At 45.5% G+C, this 20392-nt stretch carries 3 protein-coding genes, 24 tRNA genes, 3 rRNA genes and 1 riboswitch; of the genes, 1 reads left to right on the forward strand and 29 read right to left on the reverse strand.

Annotated features, from left to right (window positions below; genetic code table 11):
• Positions 1–810: 810 nt before the first annotated feature.
• The 27 genes from rrf to ACXAF2_RS09865 form a co-directional block, all read right to left on the reverse strand.
• A 5S ribosomal RNA gene (gene rrf, locus ACXAF2_RS09735) occupies positions 811–927 on the reverse strand.
• Positions 928–1029: 102 nt separating this feature from the next.
• Positions 1030–3965, reverse strand: a 23S ribosomal RNA gene (locus ACXAF2_RS09740).
• 224 nt (positions 3966–4189) lie between these two features.
• Positions 4190–5741: ribosomal RNA gene (locus ACXAF2_RS09745) — 16S ribosomal RNA — on the reverse strand.
• Together the 16S, 23S and 5S rRNA genes with 24 tRNA genes alongside form the textbook arrangement of a ribosomal RNA operon.
• Before the next feature lie 304 nt (positions 5742–6045).
• Positions 6046–6120, reverse strand: a tRNA-Asn gene (locus ACXAF2_RS09750).
• Positions 6121–6129: 9 nt separating this feature from the next.
• A tRNA-Ile gene (locus ACXAF2_RS09755) sits at positions 6130–6206 on the reverse strand.
• A 9-nt stretch (positions 6207–6215) separates the two neighbouring features.
• Positions 6216–6289 (reverse strand) — tRNA-Gly (locus tag ACXAF2_RS09760).
• A gap of 9 nt (positions 6290–6298) precedes the next feature.
• A tRNA-Cys gene (locus ACXAF2_RS09765) sits at positions 6299–6372 on the reverse strand.
• Between the two features lie 2 nt (positions 6373–6374).
• Positions 6375–6449 (reverse strand) — tRNA-Gln (locus ACXAF2_RS09770).
• 8 nt (positions 6450–6457) lie between these two features.
• Positions 6458–6530, reverse strand: a tRNA-His gene (locus ACXAF2_RS09775).
• Between the two features lie 17 nt (positions 6531–6547).
• A tRNA-Trp gene (locus ACXAF2_RS09780) sits at positions 6548–6621 on the reverse strand.
• Between the two features lie 26 nt (positions 6622–6647).
• Positions 6648–6731: transfer RNA gene (locus ACXAF2_RS09785), tRNA-Tyr, on the reverse strand.
• A 36-nt stretch (positions 6732–6767) separates the two neighbouring features.
• Positions 6768–6843: transfer RNA gene (locus ACXAF2_RS09790), tRNA-Phe, on the reverse strand.
• 60 nt (positions 6844–6903) lie between these two features.
• Positions 6904–6980, reverse strand: a tRNA-Asp gene (locus ACXAF2_RS09795).
• A 118-nt stretch (positions 6981–7098) separates the two neighbouring features.
• A tRNA-Met gene (locus tag ACXAF2_RS09800) sits at positions 7099–7172 on the reverse strand.
• 27 nt (positions 7173–7199) lie between these two features.
• Positions 7200–7292: transfer RNA gene (locus tag ACXAF2_RS09805), tRNA-Ser, on the reverse strand.
• 8 nt (positions 7293–7300) lie between these two features.
• A tRNA-Ile gene (locus ACXAF2_RS09810) sits at positions 7301–7374 on the reverse strand.
• 28 nt (positions 7375–7402) lie between these two features.
• Positions 7403–7476 (reverse strand) — tRNA-Met (locus ACXAF2_RS09815).
• 75 nt (positions 7477–7551) lie between these two features.
• Positions 7552–7627: transfer RNA gene (locus ACXAF2_RS09820), tRNA-Ala, on the reverse strand.
• Positions 7628–7635: 8 nt separating this feature from the next.
• Positions 7636–7712 (reverse strand) — tRNA-Pro (locus ACXAF2_RS09825).
• Between the two features lie 7 nt (positions 7713–7719).
• Positions 7720–7796: transfer RNA gene (locus tag ACXAF2_RS09830), tRNA-Arg, on the reverse strand.
• A gap of 56 nt (positions 7797–7852) precedes the next feature.
• Positions 7853–7941, reverse strand: a tRNA-Leu gene (locus ACXAF2_RS09835).
• A gap of 5 nt (positions 7942–7946) precedes the next feature.
• Positions 7947–8021, reverse strand: a tRNA-Gly gene (locus tag ACXAF2_RS09840).
• Positions 8022–8028: 7 nt separating this feature from the next.
• Positions 8029–8113, reverse strand: a tRNA-Leu gene (locus ACXAF2_RS09845).
• A gap of 38 nt (positions 8114–8151) precedes the next feature.
• Positions 8152–8227: transfer RNA gene (locus ACXAF2_RS09850), tRNA-Lys, on the reverse strand.
• Positions 8228–8249: 22 nt separating this feature from the next.
• Positions 8250–8325, reverse strand: a tRNA-Thr gene (locus ACXAF2_RS09855).
• A gap of 119 nt (positions 8326–8444) precedes the next feature.
• Positions 8445–8520 (reverse strand) — tRNA-Val (locus ACXAF2_RS09860).
• Positions 8521–8524: 4 nt separating this feature from the next.
• Positions 8525–8599 (reverse strand) — tRNA-Glu (locus tag ACXAF2_RS09865).
• A gap of 526 nt (positions 8600–9125) precedes the next feature.
• On the opposite strand from ACXAF2_RS09865, the gene ACXAF2_RS09870 reads away from it, so the two are divergent.
• On the forward strand, positions 9126–11201 hold the full coding sequence (locus ACXAF2_RS09870) for a metallophosphoesterase family protein (RefSeq protein ID WP_475138367.1): 2076 nt from the start codon (positions 9126–9128) through the stop codon (positions 11199–11201).
• A gap of 286 nt (positions 11202–11487) precedes the next feature.
• A riboswitch (cyclic di-GMP riboswitch) is annotated at positions 11488–11573 on the reverse strand.
• 447 nt (positions 11574–12020) lie between these two features.
• Here ACXAF2_RS09870 and ACXAF2_RS09875 read toward each other — a convergent pair.
• Together ACXAF2_RS09875 and ACXAF2_RS09880 are read right to left on the reverse strand one after the other, a co-directional pair.
• Positions 12021–17618: a pullulanase gene (locus ACXAF2_RS09875; RefSeq protein WP_475138368.1), complete on the reverse strand. Its 5598-nt coding sequence runs from the start codon at positions 17616–17618 to the stop codon at positions 12021–12023.
• A 669-nt stretch (positions 17619–18287) separates the two neighbouring features.
• Positions 18288–20390 (reverse strand): SA1320 family protein, encoded by a 2103-nt coding sequence (locus ACXAF2_RS09880; RefSeq protein WP_475138370.1) that lies wholly within the window; start codon positions 20388–20390, stop codon positions 18288–18290.
• Positions 20391–20392 lie beyond the last annotated feature (2 nt).

Raw genomic sequence — 20392 nt, forward strand, 5'->3', positions numbered from 1 at the left:
ACTTAATAGCAATATCTATTTTATAATTTGATAGATATTTGTGAGTTCAGTTTAGGTTACCTATACTATATATACACATAAGAGAAAAAAGTAAACATATCTACTTGACTAATGATTACCGGTCACCTAATTATCTCCAGGTTTAGATGAGGTATTCCGAAGAAAAATATGACGCTGATTTCTGCAGCATGACCAAATATATGAGAGTTAAGGAGATTTCCAGATCTGAAGTTGATTAAAATCAATTGCGAGTAAGGTTTGTCACTCTTAGGCAAAAGCTAATTTTAGTTTTTTGGAGGTGTAATTTTGATATTTATTTTAAATTTCTAATAGATTGATCGTTTAATAGTAGAATTTATTGCAAGTTTTTATGAGGTTATATCATTAAAACAGAACGATTTAACCCTATTCATATGTACAATCCGTAATAATCGGGCCAACAATATAGGTTGTGGCTACAATTATCAGAGCATTATTGGATTCATTAATTAATGGCGTCAAAATAAATAGGAATTGCGTCTTTTTTATTTTTATTGCGTCGTTTACATCCGTTATTGCGTCATTTTGCTTAAGAATTGCGTAGTTTACCAAATAAATCTAATGACATTATCTGTATTTTAATCATAATCAGTTCTTCGTGACTGACTTTAGTTGTACGATCAGCCTTCGATAACACTTCTCCAACAAATAAAAACGCAAAAAAAGCCGTACTCGCTATCCTATAACCTGTTTGTTCTTCGAACCAAACATACATTATCATGAATACACAAAGAAAGAGTAGCTCCTAAGAGCTACTCTTTCTTCACAATTGCCTGGCGACGTCCTACTCTCACAGGGGGAGATCCCCCAACTACCATCGGCGCTGAAGAGCTTAACTTCCGTGTTCGGCATGGGAACGGGTGTGACCTCTTCGCCATTGTCACCAGACGAATATTCAATTGAAGGGTTGTTCCTTCAAAACTAGATAAAGAATTGATGTCAAGAAAGCCGAATACCGACCAATTGTTGTTCATTTTAAAATGACTCTTTGTGGTTAAGTCCTCGATCGATTAGTATCAGTCAACTCCACATGTCGCCATGCTTCCATCTCTGACCTATCTACCTAGTCATCTTCTAGGGATCTTACTCACATACGTGATGGGAAATCTCATCTCGAGGGGGGCTTCATGCTTAGATGCTTTCAGCACTTATCCCTTCCGCACATAGCTACCCAGCGATGCCTTTGGCAAGACAACTGGTACACCAGCGGTGCGTCCATCCCGGTCCTCTCGTACTAAGGACAGCTCCTCTCAAATTTCCTGCGCCCACGACGGATAGGGACCGAACTGTCTCACGACGTTCTGAACCCAGCTCGCGTACCGCTTTAATGGGCGAACAGCCCAACCCTTGGGACCGACTACAGCCCCAGGATGCGATGAGCCGACATCGAGGTGCCAAACCTCCCCGTCGATGTGGACTCTTGGGGGAGATAAGCCTGTTATCCCCGGGGTAGCTTTTATCCGTTGAGCGATGGCCCTTCCATGCGGAACCACCGGATCACTAAGCCCGACTTTCGTCCCTGCTCGACTTGTAGGTCTCGCAGTCAAGCTCCCTTGTGCCTTTACACTCTGCGAATGATTTCCAACCATTCTGAGGGAACCTTTGGGCGCCTCCGTTACTCTTTAGGAGGCGACCGCCCCAGTCAAACTGCCCACCTGACACTGTCTCCCACCCCGATAAGGGGCGCGGGTTAGAATTTCAATACAGCCAGGGTAGTATCCCACCGATGCCTCCACCGAAGCTGGCGCTCCGGCTTCCAAGGCTCCTACCTATCCTGTACAAGCTGTACCAAAATTCAATATCAGGCTACAGTAAAGCTCCACGGGGTCTTTCCGTCCTGTCGCGGGTAACCTGCATCTTCACAGGTACTATAATTTCACCGAGTCTCTCGTTGAGACAGTGCCCAGATCGTTACGCCTTTCGTGCGGGTCGGAACTTACCCGACAAGGAATTTCGCTACCTTAGGACCGTTATAGTTACGGCCGCCGTTTACTGGGGCTTCGATTCGCACCTTCGCTTGCGCTAAGCACTCCTCTTAACCTTCCAGCACCGGGCAGGCGTCAGCCCCTATACTTCGCCTTACGGCTTCGCAGAGACCTGTGTTTTTGCTAAACAGTCGCCTGGGCCTATTCACTGCGGCTCTCTCGGGCTTGCACCCTACCAGAGCACCCCTTCTCCCGAAGTTACGGGGTCATTTTGCCGAGTTCCTTAACGAGAGTTCTCTCGCTCACCTTAGGATTCTCTCCTCGCCTACCTGTGTCGGTTTGCGGTACGGGCACCTTTTTCCTCGCTAGAGGCTTTTCTTGGCAGTGTGGAATCAGGAACTTCGCTACTATAATTCGCTCGCTATCACAGCTCAGCCTTCACGATGATGGGATTTGCCTCATCATCAGCCTAACTGCTTAGACGCACATATCCAGCAGTGCGCTTACCCTATCCTCCTGCGTCCCCCCATTGCTCAAACGGAAAAGAGGTGGTACAGGAATATCAACCTGTTGTCCATCGTCTACGCCTATCGGCCTCGACTTAGGTCCCGACTAACCCTGAGCGGACGAGCCTTCCTCAGGAAACCTTAGGCATTCGGTGGATGGGATTCTCACCCATCTTTCGCTACTCATACCGGCATTCTCACTTCTAAGCACTCCACCAGTCCTTACGGTCTAGCTTCGCAGTCCTTAGAACGCTCTCCTACCACTGACACCTAGAGGTGTCAATCCACAGCTTCGGTGATACGTTTAGCCCCGGTACATTTTCGGCGCAGAGTCACTCGACCAGTGAGCTATTACGCACTCTTTAAATGGTGGCTGCTTCTAAGCCAACATCCTGGTTGTCTAAGCAACTCCACATCCTTTTCCACTTAACGTATACTTTGGGACCTTAGCTGGTGGTCTGGGCTGTTTCCCTTTCGACTACGGATCTTATCACTCGCAGTCTGACTCCCATGGATAAGTCTTTGGCATTCGGAGTTTGTCTGAATTCGGTAACCCGATGAGGGCCCCTAGTCCAAACAGTGCTCTACCTCCAAGACTCTTACACATGAGGCTAGCCCTAAAGCTATTTCGGAGAGAACCAGCTATCTCCAAGTTCGATTGGAATTTCTCCGCTACCCACACCTCATCCCCGCACTTTTCAACGTGCGTGGGTTCGGACCTCCATTCAGTGTTACCTGAACTTCATCCTGGACATGGGTAGATCACCTGGTTTCGGGTCTACGACCACATACTCAATTCGCCCTATTCAGACTCGCTTTCGCTGCGGCTCCGTCTCATCGACTTAACCTTGCATGGGATCGTAACTCGCCGGTTCATTCTACAAAAGGCACGCCATCACCCGTTAACGGGCTCTGACTACTTGTAGGCACACGGTTTCAGGTTCTATTTCACTCCCCTTCCGGGGTGCTTTTCACCTTTCCCTCACGGTACTGGTTCACTATCGGTCACTAGGGAGTATTTAGCCTTGGGAGATGGTCCTCCCAGCTTCCGACGGGATTTCACGTGTCCCGCCGTACTCAGGATCCACTCAAGAGGGAATGAAGTTTCAACTACAGGGTTGTTACCTTCTTTGACGAGCCTTTCCAGACTTCTTCGTCTACTTCATTCCTTTGTAACTCCGTATAGAGTGTCCTACAACCCCAAGAGGCAAGCCTCTTGGTTTGGGCTACATCCCGTTTCGCTCGCCGCTACTCAGGGAATCGCAATTGCTTTCTCTTCCTCCAGGTACTTAGATGTTTCAGTTCCCTGGGTCTGCCTTCCATACTCTATGTATTCAAGTAAGGATATTGTTCCATTACGAACAATGGGTTCCCCCATTCGGAAATCTCTGGATCAAAGCTCACTTACAGCTCCCCAAAGCATATCGGTGTTAGTCCCGTCCTTCGTCGGCTCCTAGTGCCAAGGCATCCACCGTGCGCCCTTCATAACTTAACCGAATTGGTTGTTACATCAGGTTTAAAACCTAAAATGGCGATACTCGGTAATTTCTTGACTATCAATTTATCTTTATCTAGTTTTCAAAGAACAAACACATTTTGATCTCGTAAGAGACAAAAAGTTTTGATGGACGGTTATTTTGCTTTCGCAAAAAACCTTATTAAACCATCAAAACTGAACAAAACTTCGACGTGTCAAACGTTTAGTTAAATCTTCCTTAGAAAGGAGGTGATCCAGCCGCACCTTCCGATACGGCTACCTTGTTACGACTTCACCCCAATCATCTGTCCCACCTTAGGCGGCTGGCTCCAAAAGGTTACCTCACCGACTTCGGGTGTTACAAACTCTCGTGGTGTGACGGGCGGTGTGTACAAGGCCCGGGAACGTATTCACCGCGGCATGCTGATCCGCGATTACTAGCGATTCCAGCTTCATGTAGGCGAGTTGCAGCCTACAATCCGAACTGAGAACGGTTTTATGGGATTGGCTAAACCTCGCGGTCTTGCTGCCCTTTGTACCGTCCATTGTAGCACGTGTGTAGCCCAGGTCATAAGGGGCATGATGATTTGACGTCATCCCCACCTTCCTCCGGTTTGTCACCGGCAGTCATCTTAGAGTGCCCAACTGAATGCTGGCAACTAAGATCAAGGGTTGCGCTCGTTGCGGGACTTAACCCAACATCTCACGACACGAGCTGACGACAACCATGCACCACCTGTCACTCTGTCCCCCGAAGGGGAAAGCCCTATCTCTAGGGTTGTCAGAGGATGTCAAGACCTGGTAAGGTTCTTCGCGTTGCTTCGAATTAAACCACATGCTCCACCGCTTGTGCGGGCCCCCGTCAATTCCTTTGAGTTTCAGTCTTGCGACCGTACTCCCCAGGCGGAGTGCTTAATGCGTTAGCTGCAGCACTAAGGGGCGGAAACCCCCTAACACTTAGCACTCATCGTTTACGGCGTGGACTACCAGGGTATCTAATCCTGTTTGCTCCCCACGCTTTCGCGCCTCAGTGTCAGTTACAGACCAGAAAGTCGCCTTCGCCACTGGTGTTCCTCCAAATATCTACGCATTTCACCGCTACACTTGGAATTCCACTTTCCTCTTCTGCACTCAAGTCCCCCAGTTTCCAATGACCCTCCACGGTTGAGCCGTGGGCTTTCACATCAGACTTAAGGAACCACCTGCGCGCGCTTTACGCCCAATAATTCCGGACAACGCTTGCCACCTACGTATTACCGCGGCTGCTGGCACGTAGTTAGCCGTGGCTTTCTGGTTAGGTACCGTCAAGGTACCGCCCTATTCGAACGGTACTTGTTCTTCCCTAACAACAGAGTTTTACGATCCGAAAACCTTCATCACTCACGCGGCGTTGCTCCGTCAGACTTTCGTCCATTGCGGAAGATTCCCTACTGCTGCCTCCCGTAGGAGTCTGGGCCGTGTCTCAGTCCCAGTGTGGCCGATCACCCTCTCAGGTCGGCTACGCATCGTCGCCTTGGTGAGCCGTTACCTCACCAACTAGCTAATGCGCCGCGGGTCCATCTGTAAGTGATAGCTAAAAGCCACCTTTCAACATTTCCTCATGCGAGGAAATGAGTTATCCGGTATTAGCCCCGGTTTCCCGGAGTTATCCCAGTCTTACAGGCAGGTTACCCACGTGTTACTCACCCGTCCGCCGCTGACTGATGGGAGCAAGCTCCCATCAGTCCGCTCGACTTGCATGTATTAGGCACGCCGCCAGCGTTCGTCCTGAGCCAGGATCAAACTCTCCGATAAAAGTTTGAATAGCTCTTTAAAAATAAATCTAGAATTAACGTTGACGTATTGTCTTGTTTTGTTCAGTTTTCAAGGTTCAATGTGTAAGTGCTTCTGTTTGAAGCGACCCTTATTACATTACACGTTCATCAACTTGGTGTCAATAACTTTTTTCAAGAAGTTTTGATCAAGTTTGTCGTGTTTTCATTGTCCGTTAATGGCAACAAATAATACTTTATCAGTTGACTTCGCAGAAGTCAACTTCTTTTTGAAAATTTCTCAAAAAAATATTTGAGAACCACTCCATTTTCTATAATGAAGAAAATGGCTCCGCAGGCAAGATTCGAACTTGCGACCGATCGGTTAACAGCCGATAGCTCTACCACTGAGCTACTGCGGAATAATATTATGGTGGGCCTAAGTGGACTCGAACCACCGACCTCACGCTTATCAGGCGTGCGCTCTAACCAGCTGAGCTATAGGCCCATAAATAGTTGGAGCGGGTGAAGGGAATCGAACCCTCATCATCAGCTTGGAAGGCTGAGGTTTTACCACTAAACTACACCCGCATAAATCATTGGAGGCGGCAACCGGATTTGAACCGGTGATAAAGGTTTTGCAGACCTCTGCCTTACCACTTGGCTATGCCGCCGTTGGCTGGGCTAGCTGGATTCGAACCAACGCATGTCGCAGTCAAAGTGCGATGCCTTACCGCTTGGCTATAGCCCAATATAAAGGGCGACTGATGGGAATCGAACCCACGAATGCCTGAACCACAATCAGGTGCGTTAACCACTTCGCCACAATCGCCATGTTTAACATATCTTTGGCAGGGGCAGTAGGAATCGAACCCACACCAAAGGTTTTGGAGACCTTCGTTCTACCGTTAAACTATGCCCCTATATAATAGAGAGTTTTATTTAAAAATGGTGGAGGGGGGCAGATTCGAACTGCCGAACCCGAAGGAGCGGATTTACAGTCCGCCGCGTTTAGCCACTTCGCTACCCCTCCAAATAAAAGAAATACTTAAAGGCTCTTAAGTATAAATGGTGGCTCAGGACGGAATCGAACCGCCGACACATGGATTTTCAGTCCATTGCTCTACCAACTGAGCTACTGAGCCATATTATATAGAAGATTAAATTATCAAATTACCAACTTCTTATTACTAAGTAATTGAAAATGGCGGTCCGGACGGGACTCGAACCCGCGACCTCCTGCGTGACAGGCAGGCATTCTAACCAACTGAACTACCGGACCAAAGCTTTTTGCGTCAGTAAAATAGGTTTCATTACCTCGCGATAGCGAAAATAACTATCCATGCGCGACTCATCAAGAATTAGTAATGGCCTAATCATAAAATGAGTCAAAAATGGTATTGCGGGGACAGGATTTGAACCTGCGACCTTCGGGTTATGAGCCCGACGAGCTACCGAACTGCTCCACCCCGCGACGATATAAATATTGTAAAGGTAAATATGGAGGAGGAAGGGGGATTCGAACCCCCGCGGGCTGTTACACCCCTGTCGGTTTTCAAGACCGATCCCTTCAGCCGGACTTGGGTATTCCTCCGTGTATAATGGACCCTGTAGGACTCGAACCTACGACCGGACGGTTATGAGCCGTCTGCTCTAACCAACTGAGCTAAGGGTCCTTATAATCGTGCGTCATGTATTTAGTAATAGCGGCGGAGGGGATCGAACCCCCGACCTCACGGGTATGAACCGTACGCTCTAGCCAGCTGAGCTACACCGCCACGAAACGTTTACTATTCAATATGAACCTTGATCAAGCAAGATTCAATGAGGTTTGTTTACTCTCGTAAAAAACCTGGTGGAGCCTAGCGGGATCGAACCGCTGACCTCCTGCGTGCAAAGCAGGCGCTCTCCCAGCTGAGCTAAGGCCCCAAATAAGGTGGTCGGGAAGACAGGATTCGAACCTGCGACCCCTTGGTCCCAAACCAAGTGCTCTACCAAGCTGAGCTACTTCCCGAAATATATGGCGCGCCCGAGAGGAGTCGAACCCCTAACCTTTTGATCCGTAGTCAAACGCTCTATCCAATTGAGCTACGGGCGCTAAACAATTCATTAAACACTAAGCAAGGAAAGTTATTTTGCTGAAGCAAAAAACTTTGGTGCCGAGGACCGGAATCGAACCGGTACGGTAGTCACCTACCGCAGGATTTTAAGTCCTGTGCGTCTGCCAGTTCCGCCACCCCGGCAAGTCTGGAGCGGAAGACGGGATTCGAACCCGCGACCCCCACCTTGGCAAGGTGGTGTTCTACCACTGAACTACTTCCGCAAATAAATGGTGCGGGTGAAGGGACTTGAACCCCCACGCCTTGCGGCGCCAGATCCTAAGTCTGGTGCGTCTGCCAATTCCGCCACACCCGCATAAAAAAATTCAGATATTTCGCATTCACGAAAATCTTTGGTGAGCCATGAAGGACTCGAACCTTCGACCCTCTGATTAAAAGTCAGATGCTCTACCAACTGAGCTAATGGCTCATCTTTATTGTAAAAAACCAAATGGTGCCGGCAAGAGGACTTGAACCCCCAACCTACTGATTACAAGTCAGTTGCTCTACCAGTTGAGCTACACCGGCATGTTTAATTTCAGATGAAAACTACTTATTGGGAATCCAGGTCACCAGAGCAGTTCAAGGAAAGATATTTTGCTGACGGGCAAATCAAATGAAGTTTACTTTACTTTCGTAAAGAAACTTGGTGGAGGATGACGGGATCGAACCGCCGACCCTCTGCTTGTAAGGCAGATGCTCTCCCAGCTGAGCTAATCCTCCATATTGGTGACCCATACGGGATTCGAACCCGTGTTACCGCCGTGAAAGGGCGGTGTCTTAACCGCTTGACCAATGGGCCGTATTGTTAAAGCGTCCCGCTTAAGGACATGTATAACTATATCAGCTAATTTCGTAGAAGTCAACTTCTAGTTAACAAAAAAACGAAAACTTTTTTCACGATACTCAGCTTAATATTTTTGTAAGCCGAAAAAGAATATACCACATATTTAAAGTTTATATCAATAGTGAATTTAATAATCTCTCCAATTTTATTATTGATTTCTAATTCATCGTGAAAACTTTTCATAATCCCTCCCCTATTTAGTGAAATTGATCAACTCCCACTAATCTCCTTCCATCATTTCAGTTAATGATAGGCCTTGTTTTCTTTCATCAACATAGATATAGAGCGTTTTAATATCTAACCAACTTTGGGCATTGGAATTTAGAGGGATGATGAAGAATAGTGTAGTTGGAAATTAGTATTTCTCAATAAATTCAAATGTAGATATCCAAAAGAGGTCCGTCCCTTTCGCTTTAAAGTGATAAGGAACGGACTTTCAGGTGTAAGCTTGTTTACACCATCTCTTTGGGAGTTGAATACGATGGTAATAGATTATAAATGGGGTGATGGATTCATGGAGCTTCCAACGATACTGTGCGGGCCGATTGTTCGTCGGGTGGAGACTGCACAAGCTTCTATTTGGATTGCATTGAGCAAGCCGTATGATATTAAAGCAGAGTTATTCAAGATTAAACAAGGGGACCATTCTCATCTTTATGACTATAAAAGAATAGCCTGTGAGACTAAGACGAAAACGGTACAAGCAGGAAAGAACTTATATATAAGTATAATAAACGTATCTCCACATGCCGGATCCTTTCCTACTAATAAATTACTGGGATACAATTTATTGTTTGAAAATAGTGCGGAAACACTGGACCTCGGCAGCTTTGACTTACTTTCCCCCACTCATCCACACTCGATTGTCTACGAAAATCTCGCATACCCAACCTTTTATATGAACGAAGGAAATACATCGAATATTCTATACGGATCCTGTCGAAAGCTTCACGGTGTTGGAACAGATGTATTGGTTCAAGCGGATAAAACCATTGCGTCAACCTTCAATAATGCCGATAGACCATCCTCTCTATTTTTAATGGGAGATCAAATATATGCCGATGATGTAGCAGATCCCCTATTTAAGATCATCACAAGGTTCGGTAAAGAACTGGTGGGACAAGAAGAAGACCTTGGTTCCATTGAACCACGCTTAAAAGAAGATCCTTTTAAGCAGGGACTTAAGCAGATCAATGGCAGGCAATATATGACGGAACACTTTTGCAAATTCACGTCCAGAAAAGCTGCCAATCATCTGTTCAGCTTCAGTGATTATGCAGCCATGTATATTTTGTCGTGGAATCCCTCATTATGGGAACTTGCACACAAGGAAGGAATGTTCGAAACCTTTCAAGAAGCAATGGATAAGAATGAATTCTATTTTGTCTTTAAAGATCCAGAAACCAAGGAGCATAAGTCGGAATATCGACAGCTTCAAGCACGCTATCAAAAGCAGTTGAAAGAACTGACTAAACTGGAAGAAGGTCTATACTCTGTCAGAAGAGTATTAGCCAATACACCGACCTATATGATGTTTGACGACCATGATATAACCGATGATTGGAATCTGACACAGGATTGGAAAAGGGGTGTATGGAACGCTCCATTGGGGAGACATGTCATTAGTAACGGTTTGTCATCCTACTGGCTTTTTCAAAGTTGGGGGAATGAGCCTGATACGTTTACCCATTTCGGTCAAACCATGCAAACCTATTTTGATTCGCTACAACCTGGATCCCTCCCCCACTCCAACTGGATACATTCCCTTTGGAACTATGATTCTTGGCATTATACCGCACCCACTACCCCGAAAGCCGTTTTTCTCGATACCAGAACCCAGCGCGGTTATGTAAATAAACCAAAGCCTGTGAAGGTTGGTACAAGGATAGACGAGGAACGATATAGTCCAAACCTTCTTCATCGAGAGGGGTGGAACCGGATTTCGACTAAACTGGCAGCGTCAGGATGGAACAAAGGAGAATCCCTGATCATGGTATCCCCCTCTCCTCTTTATGGAATTGGATTGATCGATAACTTTCTCCATGACTACATGCTCCCCCTCACGACGTTTGGTTTACCTGTACAAAATAATTTTGATCTAGAAGCCTGGAAGTACAATGGGAAAGGCTTCAGTAACTTACTTCATCAGATAGCCGCCTGGAACCAAAGCGACTGCATCATCTTATCCGGTGATGTTCATTCGGCTTCATCCGTACAATCCGACGTTACCTTTCGCAATGGCCGCAGATTGAAGATTCATCAGTTTACAAGCAGCCCTATCAAGAATATGAGCTATACAGGGTTTTGGGGCGCCGTCATGAAATTCATCATCGGCTTGAATGCCAGAAAAAGGACCAATCGCACGATCTACCGCTACAGTAATCATCAGTTTGATCTATTTCGGGAGGAACAGGAAGGTAGGGTTCCAACTGACTATTTATGGAAGGAAAACATACGTTATCTAAATGTCAGCGAGTCTTCTCTTATTGAAACTAAGAATAATATCGGATGGTTAAGGGACAAGGGGGCAGGTCCGTTGTCACGGCTCATTGTTTAGGGACAACAGGGATTAAATAAAAAAAGAAGCCGCCAACTTATAGGTAGTAAGTTGGCGGCTTCTTTTTCTGATTGGCGTTTTTTCACACTAATATAGATTATTCAGCTTCATTTCATGATACGTTATTTTTTCCTTCAATTTCTCTTTGATCTGACAATCTAAGCAGCCTTCGAGTAATACGCGATTGTAGTGAATTCTCAACGTATGCCATCTGAATCTCAGATGCGATAAAAACCGAGTCATATTCATCATTTCTCCTCTACGTTCATAAGTCGCAGGAGTCCGTTTCGAAAACTGGCAAGCATCGTCCTTATGACATTAGCCCCTATAGTTTTGCGTCACCATTTTTCAATGGGTTTGCCCTTATCGTACGAATTATGAGTGATTGATTGTGATACATAGTGAACAGATATTGACCTGCATCATATTTACTACTTTTGAATAATATCATACATTTTGAAAAAGATAAGCCGTTTATTCCTAAAAGAATGATAGAAATATACGTCTAGTTTATTCTTTCTATATCCATATTCACTAAAATTTTAAACTTATAAAATGAAAATTATCTTTTTCCACCTCAAGGACTTATAAATCTGCCGGGCAAATCCCCCACTGGAGTAGGAGTGAGAAACAATTTTCGACATGGTTGCAGATGCTAATGAAATGTTAGCTGAAGGAAGAGCAGAGATATGAAGGTATAAGAAAGATCTGAAGAATTGACTGAAGCATATCATGTGGCTATAAGTAGTAAGAAATTCTTTCTAACAGCAAAAAACCTCAACCTTTAAAATGGTTGAGGTTTTTTGAACATTATACCTGTTAACGTTTCTTTTGCTTCTTCCCCTTCTCATCCACCTTAATCACTAAGGTAGTTAAAGGATCCAAAGTCAATGTATCTTTCGTCAATGTAAATCCAGACTTCTTAGAAACCGGCTTGGTTCCCGCTTCATCGTTGTCTACTACAACCTTCCCTTTAGAGAAATCATAGTCACCCACCGATAAAGTGCGTGCTTCGCTATCCGCATTGACAAATACATAGTACTCACCTGTACCATCAGTGGATACATTCTTATAAGCCAGCATCAAATCTGTATCGGCGATCTCAGGTAAATCAAGCAGGGATACATTCTGATTGACCAGCTCCTGCTCGCCTAAACGGAAAGCATTGGTGGACCTTCTCAGCTCAATCAGACCTTCTGTGTACTCCCTTGTTGTTGTATTAACTTCATATTTCTTCTTATTCGTTGCTTTTTCCCAGTCAAACTTATTGATGGCGTCGGATGAATCGTATGAGTCGTGGATGAAGTAACCGAATGGGTTGCCTTCTTCGTCTTCCAGCTCATGATATTTCTGTTCCGGAACGCCTTCCCCTAGCCATTGCTTCGTTCTTCCGTATTCCTGCCCCGCGTGGATGAAAGCCGTTCCTTGAGATGTCAGGATCATGGAGTTTCCAAGACGTATACGTTTATGAATCTCCAGATTGTTTTCCGGAATGGCCGGGTCCTTTTTGATTGATTGGGCAATGACATCGTATAACGGCAGATTGTCATGTGCTGCGATGTATTGAACCATATCGCCGGGATCGTCATCTGCCGTGTTTCCAGGCTGCCCTTTAATGTTGTTAAAAATCGTGTTGATGTCGCGTGCTCCGCCTGTTAAGAATCTCGGCTCACCTTCTGAACCGAAACCTGATTTCAATTCGTTACGGATTTCGTCTGAGAAGACTCCTACGTCGTCCGTTTTGTCCATCCAGTCCTGGTCCGCACCCATTCCTTCTAATGAAGGATCTGATAAGTGACCGGCGAATGTTCTCCAGCCTTCACCGATGAACAGTGCATCCGGGTTGATTTCAGCCGCGGCGTCAAAGGCTTTTTGGACGGATGGATAGGTTGCGTCGCCCATCATATCGAATCGCATGCCATCGATCTTGTATTCATCGAACCAGTATTTTACAGAGTCGACCATCAGCTTTTCAGCCATTGTATGGTTGGTGGCCAGGTTGTTACCGAAGCCTCCAAGGAAGTTTCCTTTGTCATCCTGGAACGCGTAGTAATTTGGCACGATGTCGTTCAGTGTGCTTGTTTTGGCCATATGCGTGTAGACTACGTCAAGCACGACACCCATACCTTTATCATGAATCGCGTCGATCAAACGTTTCGTTTCTTCAATTCGTAATTGCGGATCGGTGGCATCCTGTGAATACGCACCATCCGGGGAGAAATAGCTGTGAGGGTCATAGCCCCAGTTGTATTCATTTCCTCCAGCTGAATACTCAAGCTCACGTTCGCCCATATTCGTTTCATCACCGTAGTACCAGGCCATGATTGGAAGCAGTTGAACGTGGGTCACACCCATTGACTTAATGTAATCAAGTTTTTTGATAAAGGCATCATACGTACCCCATCTTTCCTTCTTCAAATCTTTCTCAATCGAAGGATCGGACGTGAAGTCACGGACATGAACCTCGTAAATGACGGCATCTTCACGTTTTTCATAACCATCGATGGAAGCATGGCTGAATTTCTTAGGATCGGTTCCTTTTAAATCGACGATCGCCGCCTTTCCGACATTATCGCCGTCAGGTCCCGCTTCTCCTTCTGTATTCACGGTAAAAGCAGCCATGGATTTGGCGTAAGGATCCAAGACTTTTTTCGTTACGCCGTCATTGGTTACTTCGTATTGATAGTAGTACCCTTTCAGATCTTTCACCTTTAAGTCTTTGGCTTTTACTTCTTTTGACCAGACGCCTTGTTCACCTAGGGTCAGTTCCACACTACCAATTGGTTTCGCGGCATCTTTTTTATCAAAAAAGTTCGCGACGACTTTGCTAGCTTTCGGCGCCCATAATTTTAAGGTTGCGTTTCCTTTTTTATAAGTGGCACCAAGGTCATCACCATCGTAAGCATACTTATTATCAAGTAATCTCCAGCCTGCCGCGGCTTTAACGGTTCTGCCTGAGTAGGTGATGGATAGTGGCAGTCTTTCCAGGTCAAAATCCGCTTTTACTTCCACTGTTTTGTCCCCGGTGATTTCAGCACTTTGCACTGTCACATCTGATCCAGCGCTGTCTTTGATGGCTAAACCGGACAATAACGCTTCTTCTGTCAAACCATCTGTCATCGTGAAATTCAGACGGATTGTATCGTCTGAAATGACCTCAGAAGAAATCAGTCCCGTTGCCACATCTCCATGTGGAGAAATGTAGACCGTATCGTCACCCTGCTTCACCCATAAGTGATCATATTTGTCTAACAAATTGAACGTTTTGTTGCCGCCATCCTTACCGGCATCGCCTTTCGACTCATCCAGCATAATGAAGCCGATTTCTTTCGCATTTTCATTTAACGGGATGTCTACATAAGCACCATAACGGTCTTCACCCTCTAAATCAGCCGCACCGGTCGGCCAGTTATCTGATGGTGCTGCAACATCTCCCCAATTCCACACACCGAAGTTCTCATAATTCCCATCTTCACGCTCATAATGAATACGTACCGTGTTTTCCGGCAAATCAACCGGTTCATACGTATACACCTTATCCGATCCTTGTTGGATCCAAATCTCGTTTACCTCAGGTGAAGGGATCGTAAATCCTTTGTCTCCACCATCTTTACCGGCATCGCCTTTTGTAATATCCATAACAAGGAAGCCGATATTTTTCGCTCCTTCAGCCAGTGGAACATCAATGTAGGCGCCATAGCTGTCGGTTTTTTCAAACATGGTAGCACCGGTCGGCCAATTAGCCGATGGTGAAGCTACATCGTTCCATAACCATGCACCGAAGTTTTCGTAGTTTCCATCGGTACGGTTGTAGTGGATTCGGATATTGTTTTCCGGAACCGGCTCTACTTCAGGAGCTTCTCCCCCAGAACCTGATCCTGCTTCAGCACCTGTAACCTTACCGCCTTCAACGGTCAACAATGCGGTACCACCGTCTGCTTTGGAAGGGAGTGTCAGCGTAACTTCATTTCCTCCGTCAGCATTGAATGCTTCCCCGGAATACGCATTCGTCACGACTGCATCCGCAGAATCCACTGTCAATGTAATTTCTTTTGCTTCGTCCGCCACGTTCAAACCAACGTATACGGAATCCTCTTTATATTCACGGGAGAAAACGAGGAACTGATCGCTATTCGAACCTCCGACAGTCTTTCTCTCCCCTTTAGCAAACACATCGGAATGCGCCCCTCTAAAGTTTAAAACCTTCGTATAGTGCTCCAACACGTCATTATTTTCTACATCATCCCAGGCAAAATCATAACGGTTATCGTACTGCGGATAATTGTTCGCTCCGCTTTGTCCGAGCTCTTCACCGTAATAAATGACCGGCTGTCCCTTCGACGTTGCCTGAAGTGAAGCGGCCACTTTCAGCTTGCCTTCATCTCCGCCTAACGAATACAAGAATCCGTCTTCATCATGACTTCCTAAAAATTGTCCGAGTGTTGCCGTGTTATCAATCTTTCCGTTTCGAGCCGTCAGTTTATCATTGGCTGCTTTAAGGTTGCCGCTAACAAATTCATGAGCGATACCTTTGAAGCCGAAGTCCAGAAGGGAGTCCATCATTCCAGTATCAAGATATCCCAGCTGGTTGTCGGCACTTGCTCCCCACGCTTCACCAATCATTTTGTGCTGAGGCATTTTTTCCGTGATGGCGTTTTTAAAAGCCATCCATGTTGCATCTTCCACGTGCTTCACAGTGTCTACGCGGAAATAGTCGATCGTATTTCCTTTAGCCGTTGTCGCTTTTTCAATCCAATCCGTTTGCCAATCGATGATTTGCTGGCGGACTTCAGGGTTTTCAGTGATGACGTCTGGAAGTCCTGCTAATTCACCAACCACTTCATCCGTACCGACATCGGCACCTTGACGAACGATGTCATTATATTTTTCACGTTCTGCATCCGTCGGATAACCTGCAGGACGCTTATCCTCAGCAAGCTCTCCATCGATCTCTTTCAAGCCATATCCCGTATGATTCAAGACCACATCGACCATGATTTTAATGCCTCGATCATGTGCCTCATCAATTAACTTATGGAATTCCTCCATGGATCCAAAGTGAGGATTCAGCTCACCGAAGTTACTGGCCCAGTAGCCATGATAACCGAAATAAGGCTGATCCGATTCCCCGTTCGTTTCAACGGAACGGACATCATATTGAATATTTTCAACGACCGGACTGATCCAGATCGTATTCACACCAAGATTATCAAGGTAATCCAGTTTCTCTGTGATCCCTTTGAAATCTCCACCTTGATACGTACCTCTTTTGCTTGTATCATAATTCAGATTGTAAGGATCATCATTCGACGTATCCCCATTGAAGAATCGGTCTGTCAGCATAAAATAAATGATGGATTCATCCCAATCGAGATCCGAATCTCCGACCGACTGTCTTGCTTTGACTTCGATTCCAGTCGTTCCCTCATAATAGTTCCCGTAAGAATCCACTACGGTCAGAGGAATCGATTTCGTGCCTGCCGTTACATCATCATCGACTGCTACTGTCACTTCCTTTAATGAAGGATCGATTTCCAGTTTCTCTGATCCGCCTAATGAAGAAACATCCGCCGTGATTTTTTGGATCTTCACATCCTCTGTCAGTCCATCGACGTCAACCGATAAGACGGCGTTTTCATTATAGTCGACAGCGGCAGGTGCCACTGAACCCGTAACCGTTAGATCCGCTTTTTGAAAATCAAGAAACGATTCCCCGTCCACTGTATTGTAAGGGTCAGTTACTTCTGTCGTTTCACCGTCTTTTGTGACTAAGAATGAGTACGGGTTTTTGCCATTTGGAATGTTGTCATATGAAAGTACAAACCGTTCATTCTCAGGCTCATACGTCATTTCCTTTGTTTCCCCGTTGTACTTCAACTCTACTTTTTCAATCGTATCCATCGTATCGCTTGCGAATAATTCTTTATCGCGATAATAGAACGTGGCATTTCCCTGATCGATCACTGGAGCCGATCCATCCGGAACAATGCGGATTTCCTCGACACCGCTTGTTATGTATGCCTTGGTGATGGTGTCGTTTTGGTTCACTTTAATAAAACGATCGCCAAACTCCTTCTCCGCCGTACCCCAATCCTCTGTACTGCGAAGAACAAAGCCGAATTGCTCTGTTTCAGGTGCAACGGCAATGTTTGCTACCGCCACTCCGTTTTCGTAAGAGTCAAAATTGATTTGATCATCCTTTACTCCTGTATTCCAGGCCCAAATGTTCCAGTCTCCGTACGTTTGGTCTTCACGATCATACGTGAAGCGTACTGTGCGATCACTGGACTCTGCTGATTCCACCGTGGCATTTCCATCCGCCACTGCAGAAGCTGCCGGTGCAAATGGTGACCACAGACTTATTAGCATCATCAAAGTCATAAAAATTGAGAATCGACGCTTTGTCCTATTTCCCATTCATGTTTTCCCCCTCTTAAATTGGATTAAAAGAATAATAGAAGTGCTCTTGATGGTTGTGAAAACGTTTGCGCAAGTAGTTAAAAAAATGTGAGGTGATTCTTGGGGTAGTTATTTCGGACTAGTGCAAGCGCTTGCAATTATCTGTCTTTTTTTATTTTACAATATATTCATAGAAGTAGCTATATGACAAAAGGGGGATTTTATTCCTAGTTTTTATTATGGCTCTTATCGTAATCATAATGACTCGAATAGTGTAATGGCTCTTTTTGGGGCGACACTGTGCTCGACTTGGAGGTCCCGCGGCTATTCATTGGCTGCTATTGAACACAGAACGACTTTAGATTGTCCTTTTTTAGCTGAGGTGGAAAGCTGATCGGATTAGAGGGGGTCCGGTTTGGCTATAAATCCTGATACGTAACCCTCTCCCCGAGAAATTGATCCGGATTGGACTATTTTCAATCCGGAAATGAAATATTCAATCCTGTTTGGAAATTATTAATCCAGATTTTGAATAATTGATCCTCTTTACGAATAATTGATCCTCCGTGTCGAATTTTCTTCAAGTAGAGGCTGCTCAGAAGCAGTGATCATTCAAGTCTAAGGTTCATATTAACGCTTTGCGAATAGATCCAAAAAAAAAAATAGGAACAAGCGGATACCCTGTCCCTACAATGTCACACGATCCACTTGTTGACGAAGTTGTATCATATTGTCTTTCACTCGTTGTGAAATTTCACACAATGCTTGAATCGAATTTCCTTTATGTTGACTGAGCTGGTGGACGATGTCGTCAAAGAGCATTTCCATTTCTTCATGAATGGCCATGGCCGATACATTGTATATATGGATATTGGAGTAATTCGTTTTATCAAAAATCGCAGAGTCGATATAAGGTCTGAAGCTGTCAAGTAACGCTGGAAATCCGATCGTTAACCTGGTTAATCCGTCCCGGAGTCCTTCTATGGTTGCAGCAAGTTCGTCTATAGGCTCCAGTGCGGAAGAAACGTACGAGCGGATTTTGTCGTCGAAGTCCGAGAACATACTGATAAGCTTTCCTGGAACCGTTCCACTCAAGGCAACATTCATGGCACCCTTGATTTGGGCTGAAATGACCTCCAATGTGTTCTCGATGGCAAAAGCAAGAGCCGTCAAACCGCCTAAAAGCGGTAATAGAAAACGGTGGGAAACTCCCTTGAAGGCTTCAAAGGATCCATCCAGGTAAATCTCTTTCACCTTCATACCGATGAGCATGTGATTAGACGTTTCCAGCACGTACTCGTTTTTCTTCGGCATCGCTACTTCATGTTGAACCGAAGCCCCTCCTGAGATGCTTGCACTTAAAGAAGAATCACGGTCTCCAAAGTTTTTTGCAAGGTCCCCAACCTGACTCTGAAATTCTGCTATGTGACTATTCATTTTCACACTATTGGCTTTGATAATCTCATAGTGTGAGAGCATCTCGTTCACAAGTAGGTCCTCCAGTGTTTCCTTCCCTCCGCTAAACAGCTCCGGGATTTCCTTATGAAGGATGTTCTGCAGGAATCCTGTCAGACTGATAATCTCCTGTTTGAATTCAAGCAGCTGATTCCGGGCCTGACCGAAAATGCTCTCGACACTGATGCTTCGGTTGAATAGATGTTCCACGAGTTCGACAGGTGGGGAATTCAACACACCGTTGAGAGATTTACTGGCGTTTTCAGCCATATTCAAGAGAGAAATAAGATGATCGATTTCAGAGGTGAGACGATGTCCCGTCGTCGTGATTCCTATGAATAAAGGATTGCCGATCAAGTTTTCAAATGAATCCTCAAAAATCATCTGCAGGCGGCTCAACCGTTCCGAGTAACGGTCTCCTTCATGCTGGGCGATTTCCTGCGAATTGGTCAAGTAGTCCTGGGCATACCCCAACCTTGTGGTGACATCCCCCGCAAGGGCTTCAGCCAATAGGTTCAAATTGTCTCGATTGATTTCAATTCTATCCGAATGGCCGCCATAGAGGGGTTCTCCCGTCCAGATGCTTGTCATGATGTGGGCATCGGCTTCGTCATGGATTTTGCCGTAACCAGGGTCTCCTGGTTGACCGATCTCATAGGCTCCTTTGTCGTTATAACCTGTATGATTGTTCGTCAGCGTACTGAAATTCTCACCGATTTGCGGGATTCCCGTAGAGATGTCGTATCTCCGTCCAGGGATACGGGAATCGAGATTCAGGGCTATCAGGGTTCCGGTTAAGACGTCGTAGTTGGTGAAGTAGTTAGTGATGTTATCGTAGCTTTTGGTGGGATCGGCCATCCCTTTTGGAAGAAGTGCAGGGTTAAGCGTCACGGATGTAACTTCGGGATGATTAATGGCGACAGAGTTGGCCAATGGTCCACCCAATGAATTACCCGCAACGGATTTAACTCCTCCAATAGATTCATATTTTTTGTTCATTTTATTATAGTAATCCTGTGCTGCTTCCAGCTGAGGAAGGGTAAGGTCACTAAGGAGTTGAGCATCGGTTAGTAAGTCTTGTTTTCCGTTATCGGCTGCTGCATCAGTGCCTACATAGATAATAGATACTTCCCTTGACTTTTGGTTGATAACCGTCATTGCATCCAAGCCCGTGATGTCTCCATATACGGTATCCAATACCAAATAATCCACTTCATTTACAGTTATAATTTCTCGCGTAGGGATATCCTTATAAGCGTGTAATCCTGCTAATTCAACTAAATTTTTATCATTACTTACTGTTGTGACTCCGGTTTGATTGTTTGGACTACTCATTA

It is taken from the genome of Rossellomorea sp. ABR4_004 (genome assembly GCF_056159585.1).

Coding starts and splice junctions, on each gene's coding strand:
- ACXAF2_RS09870 (WP_475138367.1), top strand. CDS start 9,126: ATGGTAATAGATTATAAATGGGGTGATGGATTCATGGAGCTTCCAACG.
- ACXAF2_RS09875 (WP_475138368.1), bottom strand. CDS start 17,618: ATGGGAAATAGGACAAAGCGTCGATTCTCAATTTTTATGACTTTGATG.
- ACXAF2_RS09880 (WP_475138370.1), bottom strand. CDS start 20,390: ATGAGTAGTCCAAACAATCAAACCGGAGTCACAACAGTAAGTAATGAT.